A 17,629-nucleotide genomic window follows, 5' to 3' on the forward strand; every position below is an offset into this window, starting at 1 on the left:
TTTTTTCCCCTGTAAATCGTTCCATTAACTCCCTTGTTTCAAATTATTCGGGCTTTCTTTTTTGCAGACCTATTTTATATGGAAAAGCAGGCCGGACTTCAAAAATTTGTCCCCGCACGTTCGTCAAACATGAGCAATCATTCCTGTTTACAACAAAGGGAATATCCCCTATGATAATGAGGGTAAATCGAAACCATTACTTTTTGGAGGTGTAACCGATGGCTTACATAGCAAAACGCATGATCATACCGATTGTTTTTCTCTTCATTCTCGCTTCCTGCTCCTCCGGAGGCGCGGACTCGGCGAAAGGTGATGAGAAGAAACTCACCTTTCTTTTCAATATTCCAAGTCAAACCCTTGACCCGAATCTCGATGTCAATTATACGGCGGTCCGCGCCGGCATCAGCGAAACGCTCGTCAAAATCAGCGCTGACCTTTCCATCGAACCTTGGCTTGCCAAGGATTGGGAAAGTAAAGACGGACAAACATGGGTCTTCACCCTTAAAGACAATCTGACGTTTCAAAATGGCAAAAAAGCGGATGCCAAAGCGGTAAAAGCGTCTTTAGAACGGACGATACGCGAGAGCAAAGCGATGAATAACGCCTTAAAAATTAAAGAAATCAAAGCTGCAGGACAAACATTGACGATTACAACAAAGGAGCCTTTTCCCGAATTCCCTTCAGAGTTGGTTCATCCAAACACATCGATCATTGACGTCAGCGCAGCAAACATTTCTCAACAGCCCGTTGGGACGGGCCCTTTTCAAGTTTCCTCTTTTGAGGCCGGCCATAAAATAGAGTTAGAACGGTATGACGATTATTGGGACGGCAAACCGAAGCTGAAGCACGTCACATTTTCGTTTAATGAAGACGCAAACGCCCGCGTCATGGCTCTCCAATCAAAAGATGCCGACATTATTTACAGACCGAGCGTGGAGGATATTGACCAAATTCAAAAAGATTCATCGATTACCGTTGATTCGGTGCCGAGCTTGCGCGTTCACCAGATTCTCTACAATACAAAGAAGGATCATTTCGCTGACCGTCACCTGCGCCGCGCCTTCGACGCATTACTGGACCGCAAAGAAATCGCTGAAAGCATTTTGAACGGGCATGCTCAGCCGGCAGACGGACCTTTCTTAGCGGATTTCCCGTTTTCCGCCGGTACGGTTCAAAAGCCGAGCGGACTGGAAGCGGCAAAAGCTGAGCTGAAAAAAGCCGGCTACGAGCTTGAAAACGGCAAAGCCGTGAAGGACGGACAAGCCTTATCTTTTACACTGCTAACCTATCAGTCTCGTCCGGAATTGCCTTTAATCGCACAAATTCTTGAATCAAATGCGAAGGAACTGGGCATTTCGATTAAGATTCACCAAGTCGAAAATATCGATGAGTATTTGGCGAAGAACGATGATTGGGATTTGGCGACATACAGCTCGATGACCGCGCCCAGAGGCGATGCCGGCTATTTGCTGAACACCGCCTATATGCCGAATGGCGCTTTAAACTACAGCGGCATCGAAAATCAAACCTTGATCAAATGGATTGAGGAATTCAACCGCACAATCGACAAAGAGAAGCGAGACCGCCTTGCTAAAAAAGCAGCTGAATTGATCGAGAAGGAGACATTGAACTCTTTTATCGTCACTCCCGAAAACATCACGGCATACCGAGACGGTGTATTAAATTGGGAAACGAGCAAAAGTGAGTATTATATGCTGACGAAAGATTTGGATGTGAAAACGAAATGAAGCAGATCGCTAAGCGGCTGTTTGAACTGGTTCTATTCTTATTCCTGCTTTCGTTTATCAGCTTTGTATTTATGAAAGCGGCTCCCGGTGATCCGGTGAAACAGATGCTTCGCGTAGATGATGTAGCGGTAACAGACGAGCAGATCGAGGCATTCAAAGAGGAGCTCGGTTTGGACAAACCGGTTTATATTCAATATTGGAACTGGTTTAAACGCTTTTTCCAATTTGATTTGGGAAAATCCTATACAACACACGAACCCGTCATCGACGAGCTCAGCCGGAAATTCCCGGCGACATTGCTTCTGACCGGCGCATCGCTTCTCGTCATGCTGCTGATCGCCGTGCCGGTCGGAACGCTTTCCGCTTTATACCGGGATCGGTGGATCGATCATCTCGGCCGCTTGCTCGCTTTAGTGGGAGCCGCGCTCCCAAGCTTTTGGCTCGGATTGATACTGATCGATCTCTTCTCCGTCAGGCTGAATTGGCTGCCGTCGATGGGAGCCGGAACGTTTAAACATTTGATTCTCCCCTCTCTCACGCTCGGGATCGCGATGTCGGGCGTTTATGTCCGCCTTGTACGGTCAAGCTTGATCGAAAGCCTTGGTCAGGATTTCATCAGATCAGCCAGGGCGCGCGGTATCAGCGAGGCGAGAATTTTCTTCTTTCACGCGTTTCGCCACTGTCTTGTCCCTGTCATCACGATATTCGGGGTCAGCCTCGGCAGCCTGCTCGGCGGCACGGTGATTATTGAAGTCCTGTTTGCATATCCCGGCGTCGGCAAGCTTGTCGTTGACGCCATCGTTCAGCGTGATTATCCGATCATTCAGGGGTACATTCTTTTCATGGGGATCACGGTTGTCCTGATCAATCTTTTGGTCGACCTCTCCTATCGGTACCTCAATCCGGAAATTCGCTTAAAGGAGGCTGGACGCCGATGAGAAAAAACGTCAAACTTATATTCCGAACCAAAACAGGACTGTGGTTCGTGCTGCTGTTTTCCGCGGCGCTGTTCACCGTCCCCTTCTTTTTGCCGTTCGATCCGCTCCGCACAGATATGGCCAACCGTCTCCAGCCGATCAGCTTGCAGCACTGGCTCGGGACAGACCATTTGGGCAGAGATATATTTTCCCGAATGATCGCCGGTGCGAAAGCGACGGTCGGCACCGCCTTGGCCGCGATTCTGATCTCCGTTTTCATAGGCGTTCCCGTCGGGCTTGTCTCCGGCTTTTTCGGCGGACGGCTGGATCGGATGATCATGAGAATCGTTGACGCGGTCATGGCGTTTCCGGACTATATTGTCGCGATTGTTTTAAGCGGTTTGCTTGGCCCTGGTCTGATGAACTTAATATTAGCCGTTGTCGCTGTCAAATGGGTCGGCTATGCAAGGCTGGTCCGCAGCACGGTGTTTTCGGAAAAACAAAAAGATTACATCGCCTTGGCCGAGCTGACGGGCTTAGGCTCCGGGGCGATTTTAAAAAAGCACTTGCTGCCCCATGTTCTCGGCAACGTTTCCGTACTTGCGACACTTGATATCGGAAAAACGGTGTTAATGATTGCTGCCCTGTCCTATATCGGACTGGGTGCTCAGCCTCCATACCCGGAATGGGGCGCCATGCTGAATGACGGAAAACATTACTTTTTGCATGCGCCTCAGCTTATGGTGATTCCCGGTCTTGCGATCATGTTCATCGTTCTGTTGTCCAACCTGTACGGTGATCGTTTAAGGGACAGGTTTGACGTTAAACACAAGAAAGGAGTTTCTTAGCATGCCGATGTTATCCATTAAGGGCTTATCAATCAGCTCCCGACAGCACACCATTGTCAAAAATGCCTCCTTCTCGATCCATGAAGGGGAATGGTTCGCGCTGCTCGGGGAAAGCGGCAGCGGAAAAAGCCTGACCGCTTCGGCCATAGCCGGGCTGCTTCCGGACGGACTAACGGTGTCCGGCGGAGATGTGATATTTGAGGGCCGCCAGATGCTTCAAGCCGGCCGCAAAGCGCTCCGACGCATGCGCGGAAAGGATATCGCCTGTATTTTTCAGGACTGTCACGGAGCATTCACCCCTTTTATACGGATCGGCAGACAAATTGACGAAATGGTCAAAACGCATACCGATTGGTCTAAAAACAAGCGAAGAGAAGCGATTCTCCGCGCTTTTCGGGAGGTTTCTCTGCCGGAAAACAGAGTATATGAAAGCTACCCGTTTCAATTGAGCGGCGGGCAGCTGCAAAGGGCCGCGATCGCTCAAGCGATGGTGCTCCGCCCGAAGCTTCTCATCGCAGACGAACCGACAACGGCTTTAGACAGCATCACGGCCGCGGACGTCTTGCAACAGCTCACCGTGATGCGCGCCAAAACAAACTGCGCCATCCTTTTTATCACTCATGACCTCCGGCTTGTCAAAAGGTACGCCGATCAAACCGCTGTCATGCAAAACGGAGAAATCGTCGAAAGCGGTTTAACCGCTGATTTAATCAGACAACCGGCACATGAATGTACAAGACGTTTATTCGCAGCCGTCCCGCCGCTGAAAAATCCTCCGCCGAGGCTGACAGCCGCGCCTGAAACAAAGGAAGCGGCGCTGGCGGGAACAGGAGGTGCGTGATGACCCATTCAGCAGAAACCGTTCTTTTTGTCAGCAATCTGACAAAACATTACGCTTGCGGCCACAAAGCGGTTGACAATGTATCGTTCTCCATTCGAAAAGGCGAATGCCTCGGGCTCGCCGGCGAGAGCGGCAGCGGGAAAAGCACCCTCGCGCGCTGCCTTCTCCTGCTCGAAAAAATCGATCACGGAGAGATTCGGCTTCATCAACATCCGCTTCCCGGCATAAACAAAAAAGAGACCCGAAGACTGCGCCGAAAGCTGCAGGCTGTTTTTCAAAATCCGGCCGCATCATTGAATCCAAAGCTCAATATTATCGATTCAGTTATGGAGCCGCTTGATGTTTCCAAACAAGACATACCGCCATTTTTAAAGGACTTCCAAGGCAGCCGCCGTCTGACGGCTGAGCGTCTGTTCTCAATGGTCGGCCTTCCCTCGAGCCTCCTTGACCGCTATCCGCATGAATTAAGCGGCGGGCAGCTCCAAAGGGCCTTAATCGCCAGAGCCATCAGCACTCACCCGTCTTTAATCATCTTTGATGAGCCTACGGCAAGCCTGGATGTCACCAGTCAGGCGAAGATCCTCGACCTCCTCAAAGATTTGCAGGATGATATGGGGCTTTCCTATTTGTTTATTTCCCATGATCTGGCCGCTGTCCACTTTATGAGCCATCGCATCATGGTCATGAAAGACGGGCAGATTGCCGATCAATTTAAAAAAGAAGAGCTTTTTTCTGCCGAAAGGCACCCATATGCCAAAAAGCTGCTTCAGGTGTTTGAATCCTAAGGGGGGTCATAAGAGATGAATCACAGACATTATCTAGCACTCGCCGTTCCGCTGATCATTTCAACGATCACCACTCCTTTGCTGGGGGCGGTCGATACGGCGGTAGCCGGGCAGCTTTCCTCCCCTGCTTACATCGGCGGTGTTGCAGTCGGAACGATGATTTTTAATACGATGTATTGGCTCCTCGGCTTTTTGCGGGTGAGCACATCGGGGTTCGCTGCTCAGTCGCTCGGCTCCCAAAACAGATCAGAGAGCGTTTTGGCTCTTGCCCGGCCTGTTTGCATCGCGGTTTTTGCCGGACTGATGTTCATTCTCTTGCAAAAACCGCTTGAATACGCAGCGCTGACGCTGATACAGCCTGACCGCCATACCGCTGAATTCGCCTCGCAGTATTTTTCGCTGAGGATTTGGGGCGCTCCATTTGCTTTAATCAGCTATTGCATTCTCGGCTGGCTGATGGGAATGTCCCTTATCAAAGTGACATTGCTTTTGCAGATTTCGATGAACGTCTTGAATATCGTGCTTGACATCGTTTTTGTCTACGTCTTTCACATGGAAGTATACGGCATCGCTCTAGCCACTTTGATTGCGGAAGTGACGGGCTGCCTGATCGGCTGCTGGCTTGTGAAAACGAATGCCGCCATGCGGTTTAAGCTGCCGTCCGTCAAGGTTTTGTTCGACCCGAAACCGTTTAAAAAAATGATGGTTGTCAACCGCGATCTATTGATTCGGACATTGTGCCTTTTAACGGTTTTTAATTTGTTTACGGCTAAAGGAGCCGGCTTCGGCGCTGAAGTTTTGGCCGCAAATGCGATCTTAATTCAAATTCATTATATGATGGCTTATGTGTTTGATGGATTTGCCAATGCATCGAGCATTTTTGCCGGGAAAGCCGTTGGAAGAATGGATCGGGAACTTTATTCCCGTACGCTTTCCCTTTCGATCCAGTGGTCGCTGATCTCGGCCGCGCTGCTTTCAGTCGGCTACTTTCTTTTGAAAGGTGTAATCCTTCCCTTGTTTACACCGCTTGAAAGCGTTTTGGAACCAGCGAAAACCTACGATATTTGGATCGCTCTCTTTCCTTTGGCCGCAAGTTTCGGACTCGTTTTTTACGGGATTTTTACAGGAGCGACTGAAATAGGCCCGGTCAGAAATTCAATGTTCTTGGCTGTTCTCGTCTTCCTGGCCGCCTTTTTTACCGCTGTGCCCGCTTTCGGAAACCATGGGCTGTGGCTCGCTTTTCTTTTATTCAGCCTTGGACGTTCCGTATTCTTATGTATGGCTGTTCCCGGGCTGACCACCCGTCTCTTCGGAGAGCGAAGTGCTGCAAAAGAGGCAGGCTAAAAGCCAAATCATAAAACCCCCCGGCTAAAGCTTAGCCGGGGGGTTCTCGTTTATTCTTTCGTTAATTGTGCGACGAAATGGTTCAGATGATCCAGCGTCATCACATTTTGATTGCATGTTTCACTGTCACAGCAAATATAATTGCCTCTGTCTGTATAGGTTTCTTTCCCGCTTTTCACCCGGGCCATGAACAGTCCGATCTCTTCGGTCCTGTTGCATATCGCGCAGATTCCTTTTTTATTGCTGGATTTGATGGTGCCGTGTATTCCGGTCAGCTTTCCGCCGGCATCCACAATCATGTACTTTCTGCCTGATCCTGCATCATTCCATCCCAGGTAGGAATATCCGCTGAAATCCATCTGTTCAAAATCGGGCGTCTTTAACTTCTTCACTTTAGAAAATAGCTTTTTAGCGGTTTTTACTGTTATACGCTGAAATGGAATGACATGAGGCTTTAATTCGGCTAAAAAGCGCATCGCTTCACCGCTGTCTTCCACTTCTGCCATCTTCTGCAGCAAAGACTTTTGATCGCTGCTGAGATCAGGAAAGAGGTTGAACACTTGATCGAGCGCATTGCATTTCAAAGCGTCAAGTACGTTTTCGTCATTGATGTTCGCATGTCCCTGAACAAGGCTGTCCGTTTGAAACTTAATAAAATTATATTGGTCATTTCTGATAAAAGGTGTCTTCATTTCTGCCAGCTCCTTATTTATGGATCTATATTTAAAAATAAGGTGCAAAGCCGGATGATCAGAAATGATACCTTGCTTTTTTTAGGCGATTTGTTTATAACCCCGCCTCATGCAAAGTATCGCCTTTCAAGATAACAGGCTTTGCATGAGACGCTGCAGTCGGCAAATGAATGTCATTTACCATTTTATCCACCTCCGAATACTGATTCTATTATAAACGACAATCGTATTCAATCTCAATGATATCCTCCATCTTTAAAATGCATATTTCATCCGCCCGGCTTACGATCCGCAGCTCCCTTTTCAGGGCGTCGGCATAGTGAATCCGGCCGGCCAGCGTTTTCACTTCCCCCTGCCGATAATAGGCAAATTGCAACATTCTGTTTTCTGCCATCGCTTCACAAATGATTTCATTAAATTCTTCATATTTTTGTTCATCCAGGATCGGTTTTTTGAGTTTTTGAAGGCTTTCATGATATTCCCTGAGCAATTCCACGTGCTCAGGCAGCATCATGGAAACCCATTTGATACTGCCTCTGTCGCGAAGCATAAATGATTCTCCTTTCTATGCCTGATGGCCTCCGACCAATTTTGACCGCAGCCGGGCCGTCCCGGCGTTTGTATAGGAAACAGCCCGCAAAAGCGCTGTTGATCCGTGCCGTTCTCTGATGCCGTCCATCACGTACCCGAGCTGCCGCTTCTTTTCCTGATCGGGACGAAAAAGATCAAGCTGCATATTGGTGTCGTCTTGAATATTGGACAAAGAGACGGAAATTTTCCGAACCGTTTTGCCGGCATAAAACCGCTCGAACAATGCCAGACATGTATGGTAGAGATCAAGGGTGACATTTGAAGGGCTTTCCATTGTTTTTGAACGGTAAAACCCGCCGCCAAGCTCATCGCGGCTGTATTCGACGCCAAGACTGACGGTCCGGCCCGCCTGGCGGTGGGCGCGCGCCCTTTTGGCCACTTCTTCACACATTTCAAGAATGACATGCTTGACTTCCTCCGGATTCGGATAATCGCGAAGCAAAATCTGGCTTTTTCCATAGCTGACCTGCCCCTCCAAGAGCGGCGCTCCGATCGCTGAAAGGTCGATGCCCCAAGCGTGATAATAGAGCTGGTTTCCCATCACCCCGAATGTTTTCTCAAGCCGCTTGAGATCATAGTGAGCCAGCTGACCGACTGTAAAAATCCCCATCCGGTTTAACGTCTTTTCCAGCCTGGAGCCGATTCCCCACATGCGGCGCAGCGGAGACAGCGGCCACAGCTTCGTTTTCACGTCTTCGTAGCCCCAGACGGCCACCCCGTCTGCTGATTTTTTCGCTTCAAGATCAAGGCACAGCTTTGCCATCAGCAGATTCGGTCCGATTCCGACAGCACAGGGAAGGCCAAACTCCCTTTCCATATCATCTTGAATTTTCATCGCAATCGTTCGGGCGTCTCCCCACATGCTCTTAACACCGTCCACCTGAATAAAGCTTTCATCCACGCTGTACGTATGAATGGCATCAGGCGGCACATAGCGGCAGAACAGCCGGGTGAGCTCTGTAGAAACACGGACAAACAGCCCCATCTTCGGATTGACCAGCTTGATGCGCGGATCATCCGGCAGCTGATAAAGCCTTGTTCCCGTTTGAACGCCGAACTCTCTTTTCAGAGCCGGAGAAGCAGCGAGAACGATGCTCCCCTGCCGCTCCGTGTTTCCGACAACCGCCAGCAGGCAAGTCATCGGATCAAGTCCGAGCAGGACTGCGGCACAGCTTGCATAAAAGCTCCGCATATCAACGCACAAAACCGAACGCGACGGATATTGACCGTAATCCATCTCTCTCCCTCCAAAAAGAACTGATGTTCGTACAATTAGTGTATGAATACTATACTCCGAATATACGTTCGATTTCCAGGCGTAATTTTATCCAAAGAAAATCCTGGCTGAAAGCAATAAAAAACACCTTCTTTGGAAAGAAGGTGACATGGCGGATCATTCCAGTTCGGAATGCCGCCGCATTCGGTTTAATGGCTCAAATTGAAAGCTCCCTTGAGAACCTCGTTTTTTCCTAGTAAGATAAAAGAAAAAGCGCTCCTAAAGGAGAAGAAAAATGGATGAGAAACTGATTGAAAAAATGCTCGGACAGGCGCTGAAGCAGTACGGACGCAATGTTGCAACCGATCCGCTCAGCCCCGGCGAAAAAGAAATCCTGAAGCTGGCTTTGCAGGAAAGGCGGATCGAGGAACCGAATGAGGGGCTGCATGCCCATATCGAGGATGTCATCTATGATTATGTCACAAATCAAGGCTTGTTCTCATCATAAATCGATTTTTCCTGTCGGCTTCCTTTATGCAGGAAGCCTTTGATCATCCAGCATATAGAAATTCCTCTATTCACCGCCATCTGTTTCATGTATGATAAACAAATCAAAACGTAACGGAGAGTTTATCATGAAACAAAAATGGCAGAACATCCACCCGCTCAGCTGGACCATTATTGTCGGAACCATTTTCGGACGTATGGGCACAGCCATGAGCATCCCTTTTTTAGCAATTTATTTGACACAAGTGAAAGGCGCCTCTTCAGGCTTTGCCGGCGCCGTCATTGCAGCGAGCTCTCTGATCGGAATTGCGGCAAGCTTTTACGGCGGGTACTTATCAGACCGGTTCGGCCGGAAAACCATCATGCTCGTTTCGATTTTCGGCTGGACGTTCGTGTTCGCCGGTTTCGCACTCGCCGATCATGTCTGGACATTCTTTGTCATGAATGCCTTAAACGGATTATGCCGCGCCTTGTTTGAACCGACTTCAAGAGCGCTGCTTTCAGACGTATCAAAACCCGAAACGCGCCTTTTCGTCTTTAATCTCCGCTATACCGCGATCAACCTCGGCGTCGTCTTCGGTCCGCTTTTAGGCCTGTACCTCGGATCTTCAAAAACGACGCTGCCGTTTTTCATTGCGGCTTTCATTTATTTTATTTATACGGCGGTGCTGGTCATTCAATTTAAACACCACACCGTACCGGCAACTGAGCGGAATAAGCGTATAAAAGTGCGGGACGCGCTGGAGGTGACAAAAACAGACCGGGTATTTACGATTACACTAATCGGTTCGATTCTTTGTTTATTCGGGTATTCCCACTTCACATCGACGCTCGCACAATACATGGCGGCCAGCCCGTTTATCGAAGACGGGACGAAAGTGTTCGGCATGATGCTGACGCTGAATGCCTTGGCCGTGCTTGCCGTACAGTACCCGATCGTACATATCGCCAAACGGTTTTCACCGATTTTATCGCTGATTGCCGGAAATGTGCTGATTAGCGGAAGCCTGTTCAGCCTCTCGTTTTTCCACGATCTATGGTCCATCGTCTTGATCATTATCGTGTTTACGATCGGGGAAGTGCTTCTCTTTTCGATGATGGATTTACTGGTCGACCGGATTGCCCGGCCTGAGCTGAAAGGCACTTACTTCGGGGCTATGGGCTTCACCCAGCTGGGAAGCGTGGTCGGCCCTTGGGCGGGGGGAATGCTGCTGGACGCCTTTGGAGCGGAAAAGCCGTTTTTCACTTTTGCAATCCTGGCTGCTGTCACCATTTGCGGCGTTCCTTTCCTGGTGGCAGCCTTCCGGAAGCTCAAAATAGAAGAAGCAAAAGTCAAATTAAGTTCGAAAAAAACGATGGAGCATTAAGTGAAACCAGGCCGGCCCGGTCAAAGGCCGGCCTTCCGGCGGACGCCCGCCTCAAGGCGCCGCAAGTTCGACTTTGATGCGATCGGGATCTTCGGTATACAAGGCATAATGCCCGCTTCCGCCGGCAAACGGATGTCTGTCTTCATATAAAATGCGGCATCCCCGCTCCCTCAGTTTCATTGTCATTTCGTCGACTTGTTCTTTGGATGCCGCGTAAAAAGCAAGATGGTTTAAGCCGACGCGACACCTGTGATAACCCGCTTTGACAAACTCCTCTTTCGCCTGCACAAGCACGAGATAGGCGCCGTTTGCTTTCCAGCTGATCCCGTCTTCCCATTGTTGAAAAACCTCATAGCCGAGCTCGCCGAGAAACCAGCCCCAAAAGCGCTTCGACGCTTCCAAATCTGAAACATACAGTTCAATATGATGGATCATGCAAGCCTCCTCTTCTACACCCGTCTGACGAGAATCTCTTCCACCTTGTGGCCTTCACCTTTTCTCAAGATTAAATCAGACCGGAATTTTGTAGGCAGAATGTTCTCATACAAATTCGGACGGTTGACGGTCTCCCATATTGACTTTGCCATATGGTCCGCTTCTTCGTCCGCAAGGTCTTTGAATTTATGGAAATAAGAACTCGGATCTTGAAATGCCGTCTCTCTGAGCATGCGAAAGCGTTCAAGATACCATTTGATAATGAGGTCTTCTTCGGCATCCACATAAATCGAGAAGTCAAAAAAATCGGAAACGAAAACCCGCGGTTTTGTCCGGTCGTCTTCGATCGTCGGTGTCTGCAGCACATTGACACCTTCGATGATGACGATATCCGCTTGTTCAACCGTTTCGTAAACCCCTTCCAATCTGTCGTACGTTAAATGGGAGTAAACGGGTGCGCGAACGATTTCCTTGCCGGATTTTAAATCGTTTAAAAACTCAAGCAATGCTTTGACATCGTAGCTTTCCGGAAACCCCTTCCGCGACATCATCTGTTTTTCTGTCAGCACCGCATTGGGGTAAAGAAAACCGTCGGTTGTGATCAGACTGACTTTCAGCCGTTCCTGCAAACGGGAGAGCACAGTCTGAATGATGCGGGCCGTCGTGCTTTTTCCAACCGCGACGCTTCCGGCAATCCCGATGATGAACGGAATTTTGGCCGCGTGCGGATGGTTCAAAAAACCGTTCACCCGGGTGTTCCGTTCATATTGAGTTGTCCGGTGTAAATAAAGCAGCCTCGCCAGCGGAACATAAACGGTTTCGACTTCTTCCAAAGACAGATAGTCATTTAAACCTTCAAGCCTTTTTACTTCCTCTTCGGTCATTTCTACCGCCATATGCCCGCCGAGATTTGCCCAGGCATCGCGGGTATGACTCGTATATAACGTGTGCAAATTCAAATCCTGATTCGCCATTGTTCTCACCTGCCCTCTGTTCAAAAGCTGTTTACTAAAAAGTTCATGAATTTCTGAGACCGCTTTATTATTATATAGAATTTTTTGAATATTTACGAGGAACAAGGTTTCAATCAAAAAAACCGCCTCATCCAGAGACGGCAGATTCTGTTGTTCCAACCGTTTGACACTCGACTGCCAAACCTGAGCCAACGGGCATCCGTCGCTTGCAAAAGAACAAAGAGCGCAAGTGCCTGCGCTCTTTGTTCAAACGACATATTTGCTTTGCCTGTGCGCCATATAATAAGTAACCGCAGACAGCAAGCCGACGGATGCGGCTAAAATGATGACGACCGGAATCATGTCCACCTTCACCGGTGTAAACAGTTTAAAGCCGCCGCTGAAACTGAAAACCGCATGCCCGAGATTAGACAGCAGGTTTTTCAAATCGAACCTGCCCAAAGCAGGGATAAGCAGGCTGTAAACGATATAAAGCAAAGCAGGCGTAATAAAGCTTCTGAAGAGGACGCCCAAATAAAATCCGATCGTCGAAAAAATGAAGCTGACCGCCAAAACGACAACGAGCTGAAGCGGGATATTGCTTTTTGAAACAGCGGGTATTGTGAACTCGCCGACCGGTATGGCCCTTGAAGCCAGGGAATAAAAGACGAGGCTTGACACATATGCCGTACATACAACGGCGATCACGGCGGCAGCCATCACCATGTAAACCGAACACTGTTTGGCCAACAGAACGGATTTCCAATCATGACTGACAGCTTTCACTTTCACCGTCTTGAACCTGATGTCGTAAGAGGAGATATAGATGGCATACAGTGTAAAAGCCAAGGGAAAAATGATGAAGCCCATCAGCTCAAGCGTCATGATAACCGACTGCTTGGGCTCCAGATGATGGAGGGACAAGACGAAATTCTCATAGTCAAACCTTAAAATATTTTCGACGATCTCTCCGTCGCCATCCTCGCTTTTCAGCTCCCCTTCCTTCACCTTGACGGGCGACGCCAGCGCCTGCTTAATATCGATGCCGAGTTCTTTATATTCGTCTTCAGTCTTTTTAAACTGCTGATAGCTGTCAATTGTATTTTTATAATGTACATATATGTATCCGGATGAAATGAATAATAGAGGAAGCAATAAAATGACGAGCATTTTAGAATACGATTGAAATGCAAGCTCTTTTTTGAAAATATTATAAATATTCTTTATAGACATCGCCCAATTCTGCTCCATTCGTTTTAAAATTGTCTATGTGGATAGCTGAACCGTCTTTCAACACGTATAATTGATCGACGATTGAGGAATAAAACTCAAACTGATGGCCGGCGGCAACAATCGTCATCGTGCTTGACCAGTCATTGATCAGCTTCTGAAGCTCCATCATGGACCGGTAGTCAAGCCCGTTTGATATCTCATCCAAAAACAAATATGACGGTTTGTTTAATGCAGCGATCATTAAAGCCAGCTTTTTCTTTTGTCCGTATGAATAGGTCTTCACCTTTTTTTTCAGCAGCGCCCGGCCGAGGAACTTTTGCGATAATTGTTCCAGCTCTTCTTTGCCGGCAGGTTGATTGATCAACAGTTTAATATTTTGATAGCCGCTCAGATGATCGTAAAACGGGGAATCGTCATAGATGACGTGCACTTTGCTCCTGACGGCTTCAAGCGGCTCGCCGTCGTACAGAATGCCGCCTTCGAAATGTTCCAGCTTGAGCAGGCATTTCAGGAGCGTCGTTTTCCCGGCGCCGTTTTCCCCCATCAGGAAGGTGACTTTGTTTTTTTCGATATTCATGTTGAGACGGTTGAATACCGTTTTGTTTCCATAAGATTTCGTCAGGTCATCGATTTTGATCAATTTAAAAAACCCTTTCTTGCATCAGGATGGTGTTGCAACATTCTCCATTATACAACGCTGCCATTAATTTCAAAATAGTCTTTTAGCAGCGTTGTATGAAATGGCTTACGGCAAATTAATCATTTCCGTATTTTCCTTTTTTATTGACCCACCTTCTGTCTGTAAAGGTTGAGCTGGCGAATTCAACATCTCCCCACGGTGTAACGGTACCGAAGCTCAGCGTTTTTTTCGCTCTCCATTTGTGAAGCCCTGAAGACTTATAATACCTTTTAATCCCCTTTGCCCTCACGACATTTGGAAAGACGTAGCCGACATCCTGCGATCCGCTGCTTTTCGATATTTTTTTGCCGTTGTAGTACCAGTCGATATAATCTTTCGACCAGGCGAGGAAGCTTCCCCTTTTAATTGTGAGCCTTTTTCCTGCATATGCCGTCACACCGCTTTGGACAGATGCCTGTTCAGGAAGTGATTGCACGTATTCTGTCTTGGCTTCAAGCAGTTCCTTTTGCTCACTTGTCAGCTGCCCGTCCTCAGCAGCCGCAGCGAATGAGGATGGAACCAGGAGCGCCGCAGACAAAGAAAACCCTAAAATCGCTTTTTTCATTTCGTTTCCCTCCGTATTTTTGATCATATTCGTATGTACGTCTTCAGCTGCCATCCATAAGCTACTGCCGCATCCAAAACAATTTGAGGTCCGAGTTCTCTCATTTTAATGGATGAAAAAATAGATTTCTAGCAGAATGGACCATTTTATCATTACCTATTGGAAATTATCACCTCCTATATATATTCGATATTATACCATATTTTTACTTATATTCAATTCCTATTATTTGGAATTTTTGTCATGGGCAGCTCGCACCTTTTATAATGAGAATGAAAAAAGGAGGAAGAAGAGGAACCTATACTACCTGGAATGCGATTCAACAGCTGAAAATTCCTACTCGTAAAAAACAAAGCACTCGACAGACCGTCTTCCTTCATGGAGACGGTCATATACTCTTACTGCCAGGAACCGCCTTAAATTTGGAGGATGAGGAAGCCGAGCGTTTATTTGTGAGTGCACATAGCAAAGGCTGCCTAATCCAAGGCAGCCTCATCCTTTAAAAGTTCTTCGATTTATCGTTCGATTTGTTTTTGGAAGGAACAATCCGCTGTTCCACCTTTTCATAAAGGGACAGCATTTGATGAATAAATGACAGCTTCGGTGCTGTCCAGAATACAAACAGAGCTGACAACACGCCAAGAAGGGCTCCCGCCGCAACGTCGAGCGGATAGTGAACGCCCGACCAAATGCGGGAAATTCCCACGGCAAACGCAAGTACAAGCCACAGCCAGCCCGTCTTTTTGTGAAACAGAAAGATTAAAAAACCAATTGAAAAAAACAAAATCGTATGGTCGCTCGGAAACGAATTGTCAATTTCATGCTCTATCAGCTTGTTGACATTCGGAAGCGTTGCAAACGGTTGATAGTTGGAATGCAGAGAGCCCATGATTTTCCCGAGAATTTCGGCAACCACAAATGCGATGACTGCATAAATGACCATCAATCTGTTTTTTGTCGTCCGGGTCAGCCAATAAACGACAAGACCTAATGCGAGAAAGTACATCATATATTCGGCTAGAAAGTAAACGACCGGATTCAGCATCGAATACTCTTTTCCCAAATCATTAATGAAACGAAAAGCATCAATATTTAATTCTGAAAAAGACATGTTTCAATCTCCTTTTTTGTACTTTTATTCTAAATATATCCATTTAAATTGTGCAAAAAAGCCTTATCGGAATGAGGAATGTGCAAACATGTGTCACACATTCCCTTAGACTCTCCTGCATCAATGAATATCGATTTTTTTAAAGTAAACGATTGTCGCGGCTAATCCAAGAACGGTTGTGGCGGCAACACTGATAAAAGAATATTCGGGCGGATATTCCGGAAAGAACGTACCCGAAGCGATCACCCATACCGCTGACCAAGGGAATAAAGCGCTGTATTCCGTGCCGTATACCATAATGCTGACCATTGATATAATGATCGTAAAGATAATGGTGGGCACGTAGTTTTTAAACAGCAGTGTCACAAATATAATCGGACTGACCAGGAAGAAAAGAAGTGCCCCGCCTATCATAAATTGTTTAAACCCTTCAATTAAAACCGCCGAACTGAGCCCTTCAAACTGACCGATCAGCCCGAACAGCAGCGTCAGCACCCAGGCGATTAACGTCAGCATCATGATCCAAATGAGAAGCAGAACCAATTTGCTGACAATCAGGCTGATTCTTGAAACAGGAATCGTCAATAGATTCTTTAGCGTGCTTTCAGCGTATTCCCGATTGAATAAATATGATGTAATCACACCATACAACGGGACTCCGATCAAAAGCACAATATACAGGTTGGTATCGGAAAAGGTCTCACTGAAGCGAATCGGTACATCAGGGTACTTGGCTTTTTTAGCCAAAGACGATATAAAACAGATGAAAGGGGCTGCCGCCGCTCCCAAGATGCTGACCAGAAACATCTGTGAACGTTTCAGCTTCAGCAATTCGGTATATAGCAAATTAGCCAATCGTCCCGCCCCCTATCAACTTCACGAAGTAGTCTTCAAGACTGTCTTCGCTCATCGTAATCTTCAATACGTCTATTCCGTTTTCGACAAACAATTTATTGAGCTTTCCCTGCTGGCCCAAATGGGAGTATACCCGGATGATCCCGTCCTGGTGAACTTCGTAGTCATGAATATCAAAATGCTGTTCCATCAGAACGACCGCTTTATTTTGATCGGATAATTGAAATTCCAGATATTTGCGGTTTCTTTTTTTAAGATGGTCAAACGGAATTTCTTCAAGCAGTTTTCCTTCATGAATGATCCCGACATGATCGACGAGCTGTTCGATTTCAGACAAAATGTGGCTTGATATAAAGATGGTGATGTTTCTTTCTTTGGCGAGAGAATGAATGAGTCTTCTCATTTCTTTGATCCCGATCGGGTCCAAGCCGTTTGTCGGCTCGTCCAGTATCAACAGCTCCGGATAGTGAAGCAAGGCTCTTGCAATTCCCAGCCTTTGTTTCATGCCCAAGGAAAACTTGCCGACGAGCTTTTTCGTTTCATGCTGCAGGCCCACGATCTCCAATACTTCATCGATCGCATTTTTTTTATGGATACCTATGATTTTCGCATTGATCAGCAGGTTTTCCCTCGCCGTCAAGTTCGCGTAAAAGCCGGGCACTTCCACGATAGATCCGATTCTTCTTAAAATTTCTTTTTTATTCTTGAAAAAATTTTCTCCGAAAATTTCTATCTGCCCACTGGTCGGTTTGATCAGACCCAGCAGCATTCTGATCGTCGTCGTTTTGCCGGCGCCGTTCCGTCCCAAAAAGCCGTATATATCTCCTTGTTTTACATTGATATTGAGATGGTCTACAGACTTTTGCGACCCGTACATTTTCGTGAGATCCGTCGTTTTAATAATTGTGCTCAAAGTTGATCCACTCTCTTTCACTAGCCTTA

General features: G+C 47.3%; 19 protein-coding genes. 8 read left to right on the forward strand and 11 right to left on the reverse strand.

From position 1 onward, the window contains the following. Window positions 1-218: 218 nt before the first annotated feature. Genes nikA through KI350_RS10190 form a run of 6 tightly spaced genes read left to right on the forward strand, consistent with a single transcriptional unit; the run spans window position 219 to window position 6,483 of the window. A complete protein-coding gene (gene nikA, locus KI350_RS10165; RefSeq protein WP_020452057.1) occupies window positions 219-1,748 on the forward strand; it encodes a nickel ABC transporter substrate-binding protein in 1,530 nt (509 codons plus the stop codon). Then, entirely contained in the window at window positions 1,745-2,686 is a 942-nt protein-coding gene (gene nikB, locus KI350_RS10170; RefSeq protein WP_020452058.1) for a nickel ABC transporter permease, read from the forward strand. Before nikA ends, nikB begins: the two co-directional genes overlap by 4 nt. Beyond that, window positions 2,683-3,513, forward strand: a complete 831-nt coding sequence (gene nikC / locus KI350_RS10175) for a nickel transporter permease (RefSeq protein ID WP_020452059.1) — start codon at window positions 2,683-2,685, stop codon at window positions 3,511-3,513. The genes nikB and nikC overlap by 4 nt, the downstream gene beginning before the upstream one ends. 1 nt (window position 3,514) lies before the next feature. Further along, a complete protein-coding gene (locus KI350_RS10180; protein ID WP_020452060.1) occupies window positions 3,515-4,354 on the forward strand; it encodes an ATP-binding cassette domain-containing protein in 840 nt (279 codons plus the stop codon). Continuing rightward, complete coding sequence (locus KI350_RS10185) at window positions 4,354-5,139, forward strand: ABC transporter ATP-binding protein (protein ID WP_020452061.1); 786 nt, start codon at window positions 4,354-4,356, stop codon at window positions 5,137-5,139. Before KI350_RS10180 ends, KI350_RS10185 begins: the two co-directional genes overlap by 1 nt. 15 nt (window positions 5,140-5,154) lie before the next feature. Next, window positions 5,155-6,483 carry an MATE family efflux transporter gene (locus KI350_RS10190; RefSeq protein ID WP_020452062.1) on the forward strand — a complete coding sequence of 443 codons (1,329 nt, stop codon included), beginning with the start codon at window positions 5,155-5,157 and terminating at the stop codon, window positions 6,481-6,483. 50 nt (window positions 6,484-6,533) lie between these two features. Here KI350_RS10190 and KI350_RS10195 read toward each other — a convergent pair whose 3' ends face one another. The 3 genes from KI350_RS10195 to KI350_RS10205 all read right to left on the reverse strand — a co-directional run bounded on the left by KI350_RS10195 (window position 6,534) and on the right by KI350_RS10205 (window position 9,003). Further along, window positions 6,534-7,175: a FusB/FusC family EF-G-binding protein gene (locus KI350_RS10195; protein WP_020452063.1), complete on the reverse strand. Its 642-nt coding sequence runs from the start codon at window positions 7,173-7,175 to the stop codon at window positions 6,534-6,536. A gap of 211 nt (window positions 7,176-7,386) precedes the next feature. After that, window positions 7,387-7,725: a YolD-like family protein gene (locus KI350_RS10200; RefSeq protein ID WP_020452064.1), complete on the reverse strand. Its 339-nt coding sequence runs from the start codon at window positions 7,723-7,725 to the stop codon at window positions 7,387-7,389. Window positions 7,726-7,740: 15 nt separating this feature from the next. Next, window positions 7,741-9,003, reverse strand: coding sequence for a Y-family DNA polymerase (locus KI350_RS10205; RefSeq protein WP_020452065.1), 1,263 nt, complete (start codon window positions 9,001-9,003; stop codon window positions 7,741-7,743). 274 nt (window positions 9,004-9,277) lie between these two features. Here KI350_RS10205 and KI350_RS10210 point away from each other — a divergent pair, with 274 nt between their 5' ends. Together KI350_RS10210 and KI350_RS10215 are read left to right on the forward strand one after the other, a co-directional pair. Then, the gene (locus KI350_RS10210) at window positions 9,278-9,490 is read left to right on the forward strand and encodes a YqzH family protein (protein WP_003183240.1); all 213 of its coding nucleotides are present in this window, start codon (window positions 9,278-9,280) and stop codon (window positions 9,488-9,490) included. Between the two features lie 127 nt (window positions 9,491-9,617). Continuing rightward, window positions 9,618-10,856, forward strand: a complete 1,239-nt coding sequence (locus tag KI350_RS10215) for an MDR family MFS transporter (RefSeq protein WP_020452066.1) — start codon at window positions 9,618-9,620, stop codon at window positions 10,854-10,856. Window positions 10,857-10,907: 51 nt separating this feature from the next. Here the strand turns inward: KI350_RS10215 and KI350_RS10220 are convergent, their stop codons facing one another. The 8 genes from KI350_RS10220 to bcrA all read right to left on the reverse strand — a co-directional run bounded on the left by KI350_RS10220 (window position 10,908) and on the right by bcrA (window position 17,600). Then, entirely contained in the window at window positions 10,908-11,291 is a 384-nt protein-coding gene (locus KI350_RS10220; RefSeq protein ID WP_020452067.1) for a VOC family protein, read from the reverse strand. 14 nt (window positions 11,292-11,305) lie between these two features. Beyond that, window positions 11,306-12,265, reverse strand: coding sequence for a type I pantothenate kinase (coaA, locus tag KI350_RS10225; RefSeq protein ID WP_020452068.1), 960 nt, complete (start codon window positions 12,263-12,265; stop codon window positions 11,306-11,308). Window positions 12,266-12,511: 246 nt separating this feature from the next. Further along, complete coding sequence (locus KI350_RS10230; protein WP_020452069.1) at window positions 12,512-13,477, reverse strand: ABC transporter permease; 966 nt, start codon at window positions 13,475-13,477, stop codon at window positions 12,512-12,514. Beyond that, entirely contained in the window at window positions 13,455-14,117 is a 663-nt protein-coding gene (locus KI350_RS10235; protein WP_020452070.1) for an ATP-binding cassette domain-containing protein, read from the reverse strand. Before KI350_RS10235 ends, KI350_RS10230 begins: the two co-directional genes overlap by 23 nt. A 115-nt stretch (window positions 14,118-14,232) precedes the next feature. Further along, window positions 14,233-14,775, reverse strand: coding sequence for a hypothetical protein (locus tag KI350_RS10240; protein WP_020452071.1), 543 nt, complete (start codon window positions 14,773-14,775; stop codon window positions 14,233-14,235). 445 nt (window positions 14,776-15,220) lie between these two features. Continuing rightward, window positions 15,221-15,832, reverse strand: a complete 612-nt coding sequence (gene bcrC, locus KI350_RS10245) for a bacitracin resistance undecaprenyl-diphosphatase BcrC (protein WP_020452072.1) — start codon at window positions 15,830-15,832, stop codon at window positions 15,221-15,223. 120 nt (window positions 15,833-15,952) lie between these two features. Further along, window positions 15,953-16,687, reverse strand: coding sequence for an ABC transporter permease (locus KI350_RS10250; protein ID WP_020452073.1), 735 nt, complete (start codon window positions 16,685-16,687; stop codon window positions 15,953-15,955). Next, entirely contained in the window at window positions 16,680-17,600 is a 921-nt protein-coding gene (bcrA, locus tag KI350_RS10255) for a bacitracin resistance ABC transporter ATP-binding subunit BcrA (RefSeq protein WP_041817242.1), read from the reverse strand. The genes KI350_RS10250 and bcrA overlap by 8 nt, the downstream gene beginning before the upstream one ends. Window positions 17,601-17,629: the final 29 nt, after the last annotated feature.

The organism is Bacillus sp. J41TS8 (assembly GCF_018333035.1).
GTDB lineage: Bacteria > Bacillota > Bacilli > Bacillales > Bacillaceae > Bacillus > Bacillus paralicheniformis.

Bases quoted from the DNA above. Each gene is read 5' to 3' on its own strand.
- nikA (WP_020452057.1), top strand. From the start codon at position 219: ATGGCTTACATAGCAAAACGCATGATCATACCGATTGTTTTTCTCTTC.
- nikB (WP_020452058.1), top strand. From the start codon at position 1,745: ATGAAGCAGATCGCTAAGCGGCTGTTTGAACTGGTTCTATTCTTATTC.
- nikC (WP_020452059.1), top strand. From the start codon at position 2,683: ATGAGAAAAAACGTCAAACTTATATTCCGAACCAAAACAGGACTGTGG.
- KI350_RS10180 (WP_020452060.1), top strand. From the start codon at position 3,515: ATGCCGATGTTATCCATTAAGGGCTTATCAATCAGCTCCCGACAGCAC.
- KI350_RS10185 (WP_020452061.1), top strand. From the start codon at position 4,354: ATGACCCATTCAGCAGAAACCGTTCTTTTTGTCAGCAATCTGACAAAA.
- KI350_RS10190 (WP_020452062.1), top strand. From the start codon at position 5,155: ATGAATCACAGACATTATCTAGCACTCGCCGTTCCGCTGATCATTTCA.
- KI350_RS10195 (WP_020452063.1), bottom strand. From the start codon at position 7,175: ATGAAGACACCTTTTATCAGAAATGACCAATATAATTTTATTAAGTTT.
- KI350_RS10200 (WP_020452064.1), bottom strand. From the start codon at position 7,725: ATGCTTCGCGACAGAGGCAGTATCAAATGGGTTTCCATGATGCTGCCT.
- KI350_RS10205 (WP_020452065.1), bottom strand. From the start codon at position 9,003: ATGGATTACGGTCAATATCCGTCGCGTTCGGTTTTGTGCGTTGATATG.
- KI350_RS10210 (WP_003183240.1), top strand. From the start codon at position 9,278: ATGGATGAGAAACTGATTGAAAAAATGCTCGGACAGGCGCTGAAGCAG.
- KI350_RS10215 (WP_020452066.1), top strand. From the start codon at position 9,618: ATGAAACAAAAATGGCAGAACATCCACCCGCTCAGCTGGACCATTATT.
- KI350_RS10220 (WP_020452067.1), bottom strand. From the start codon at position 11,291: ATGATCCATCATATTGAACTGTATGTTTCAGATTTGGAAGCGTCGAAG.
- coaA (WP_020452068.1), bottom strand. From the start codon at position 12,265: ATGGCGAATCAGGATTTGAATTTGCACACGTTATATACGAGTCATACC.
- KI350_RS10230 (WP_020452069.1), bottom strand. From the start codon at position 13,477: ATGTCTATAAAGAATATTTATAATATTTTCAAAAAAGAGCTTGCATTT.
- KI350_RS10240 (WP_020452071.1), bottom strand. From the start codon at position 14,775: ATGGCAGCTGAAGACGTACATACGAATATGATCAAAAATACGGAGGGA.
- bcrC (WP_020452072.1), bottom strand. From the start codon at position 15,832: ATGTCTTTTTCAGAATTAAATATTGATGCTTTTCGTTTCATTAATGAT.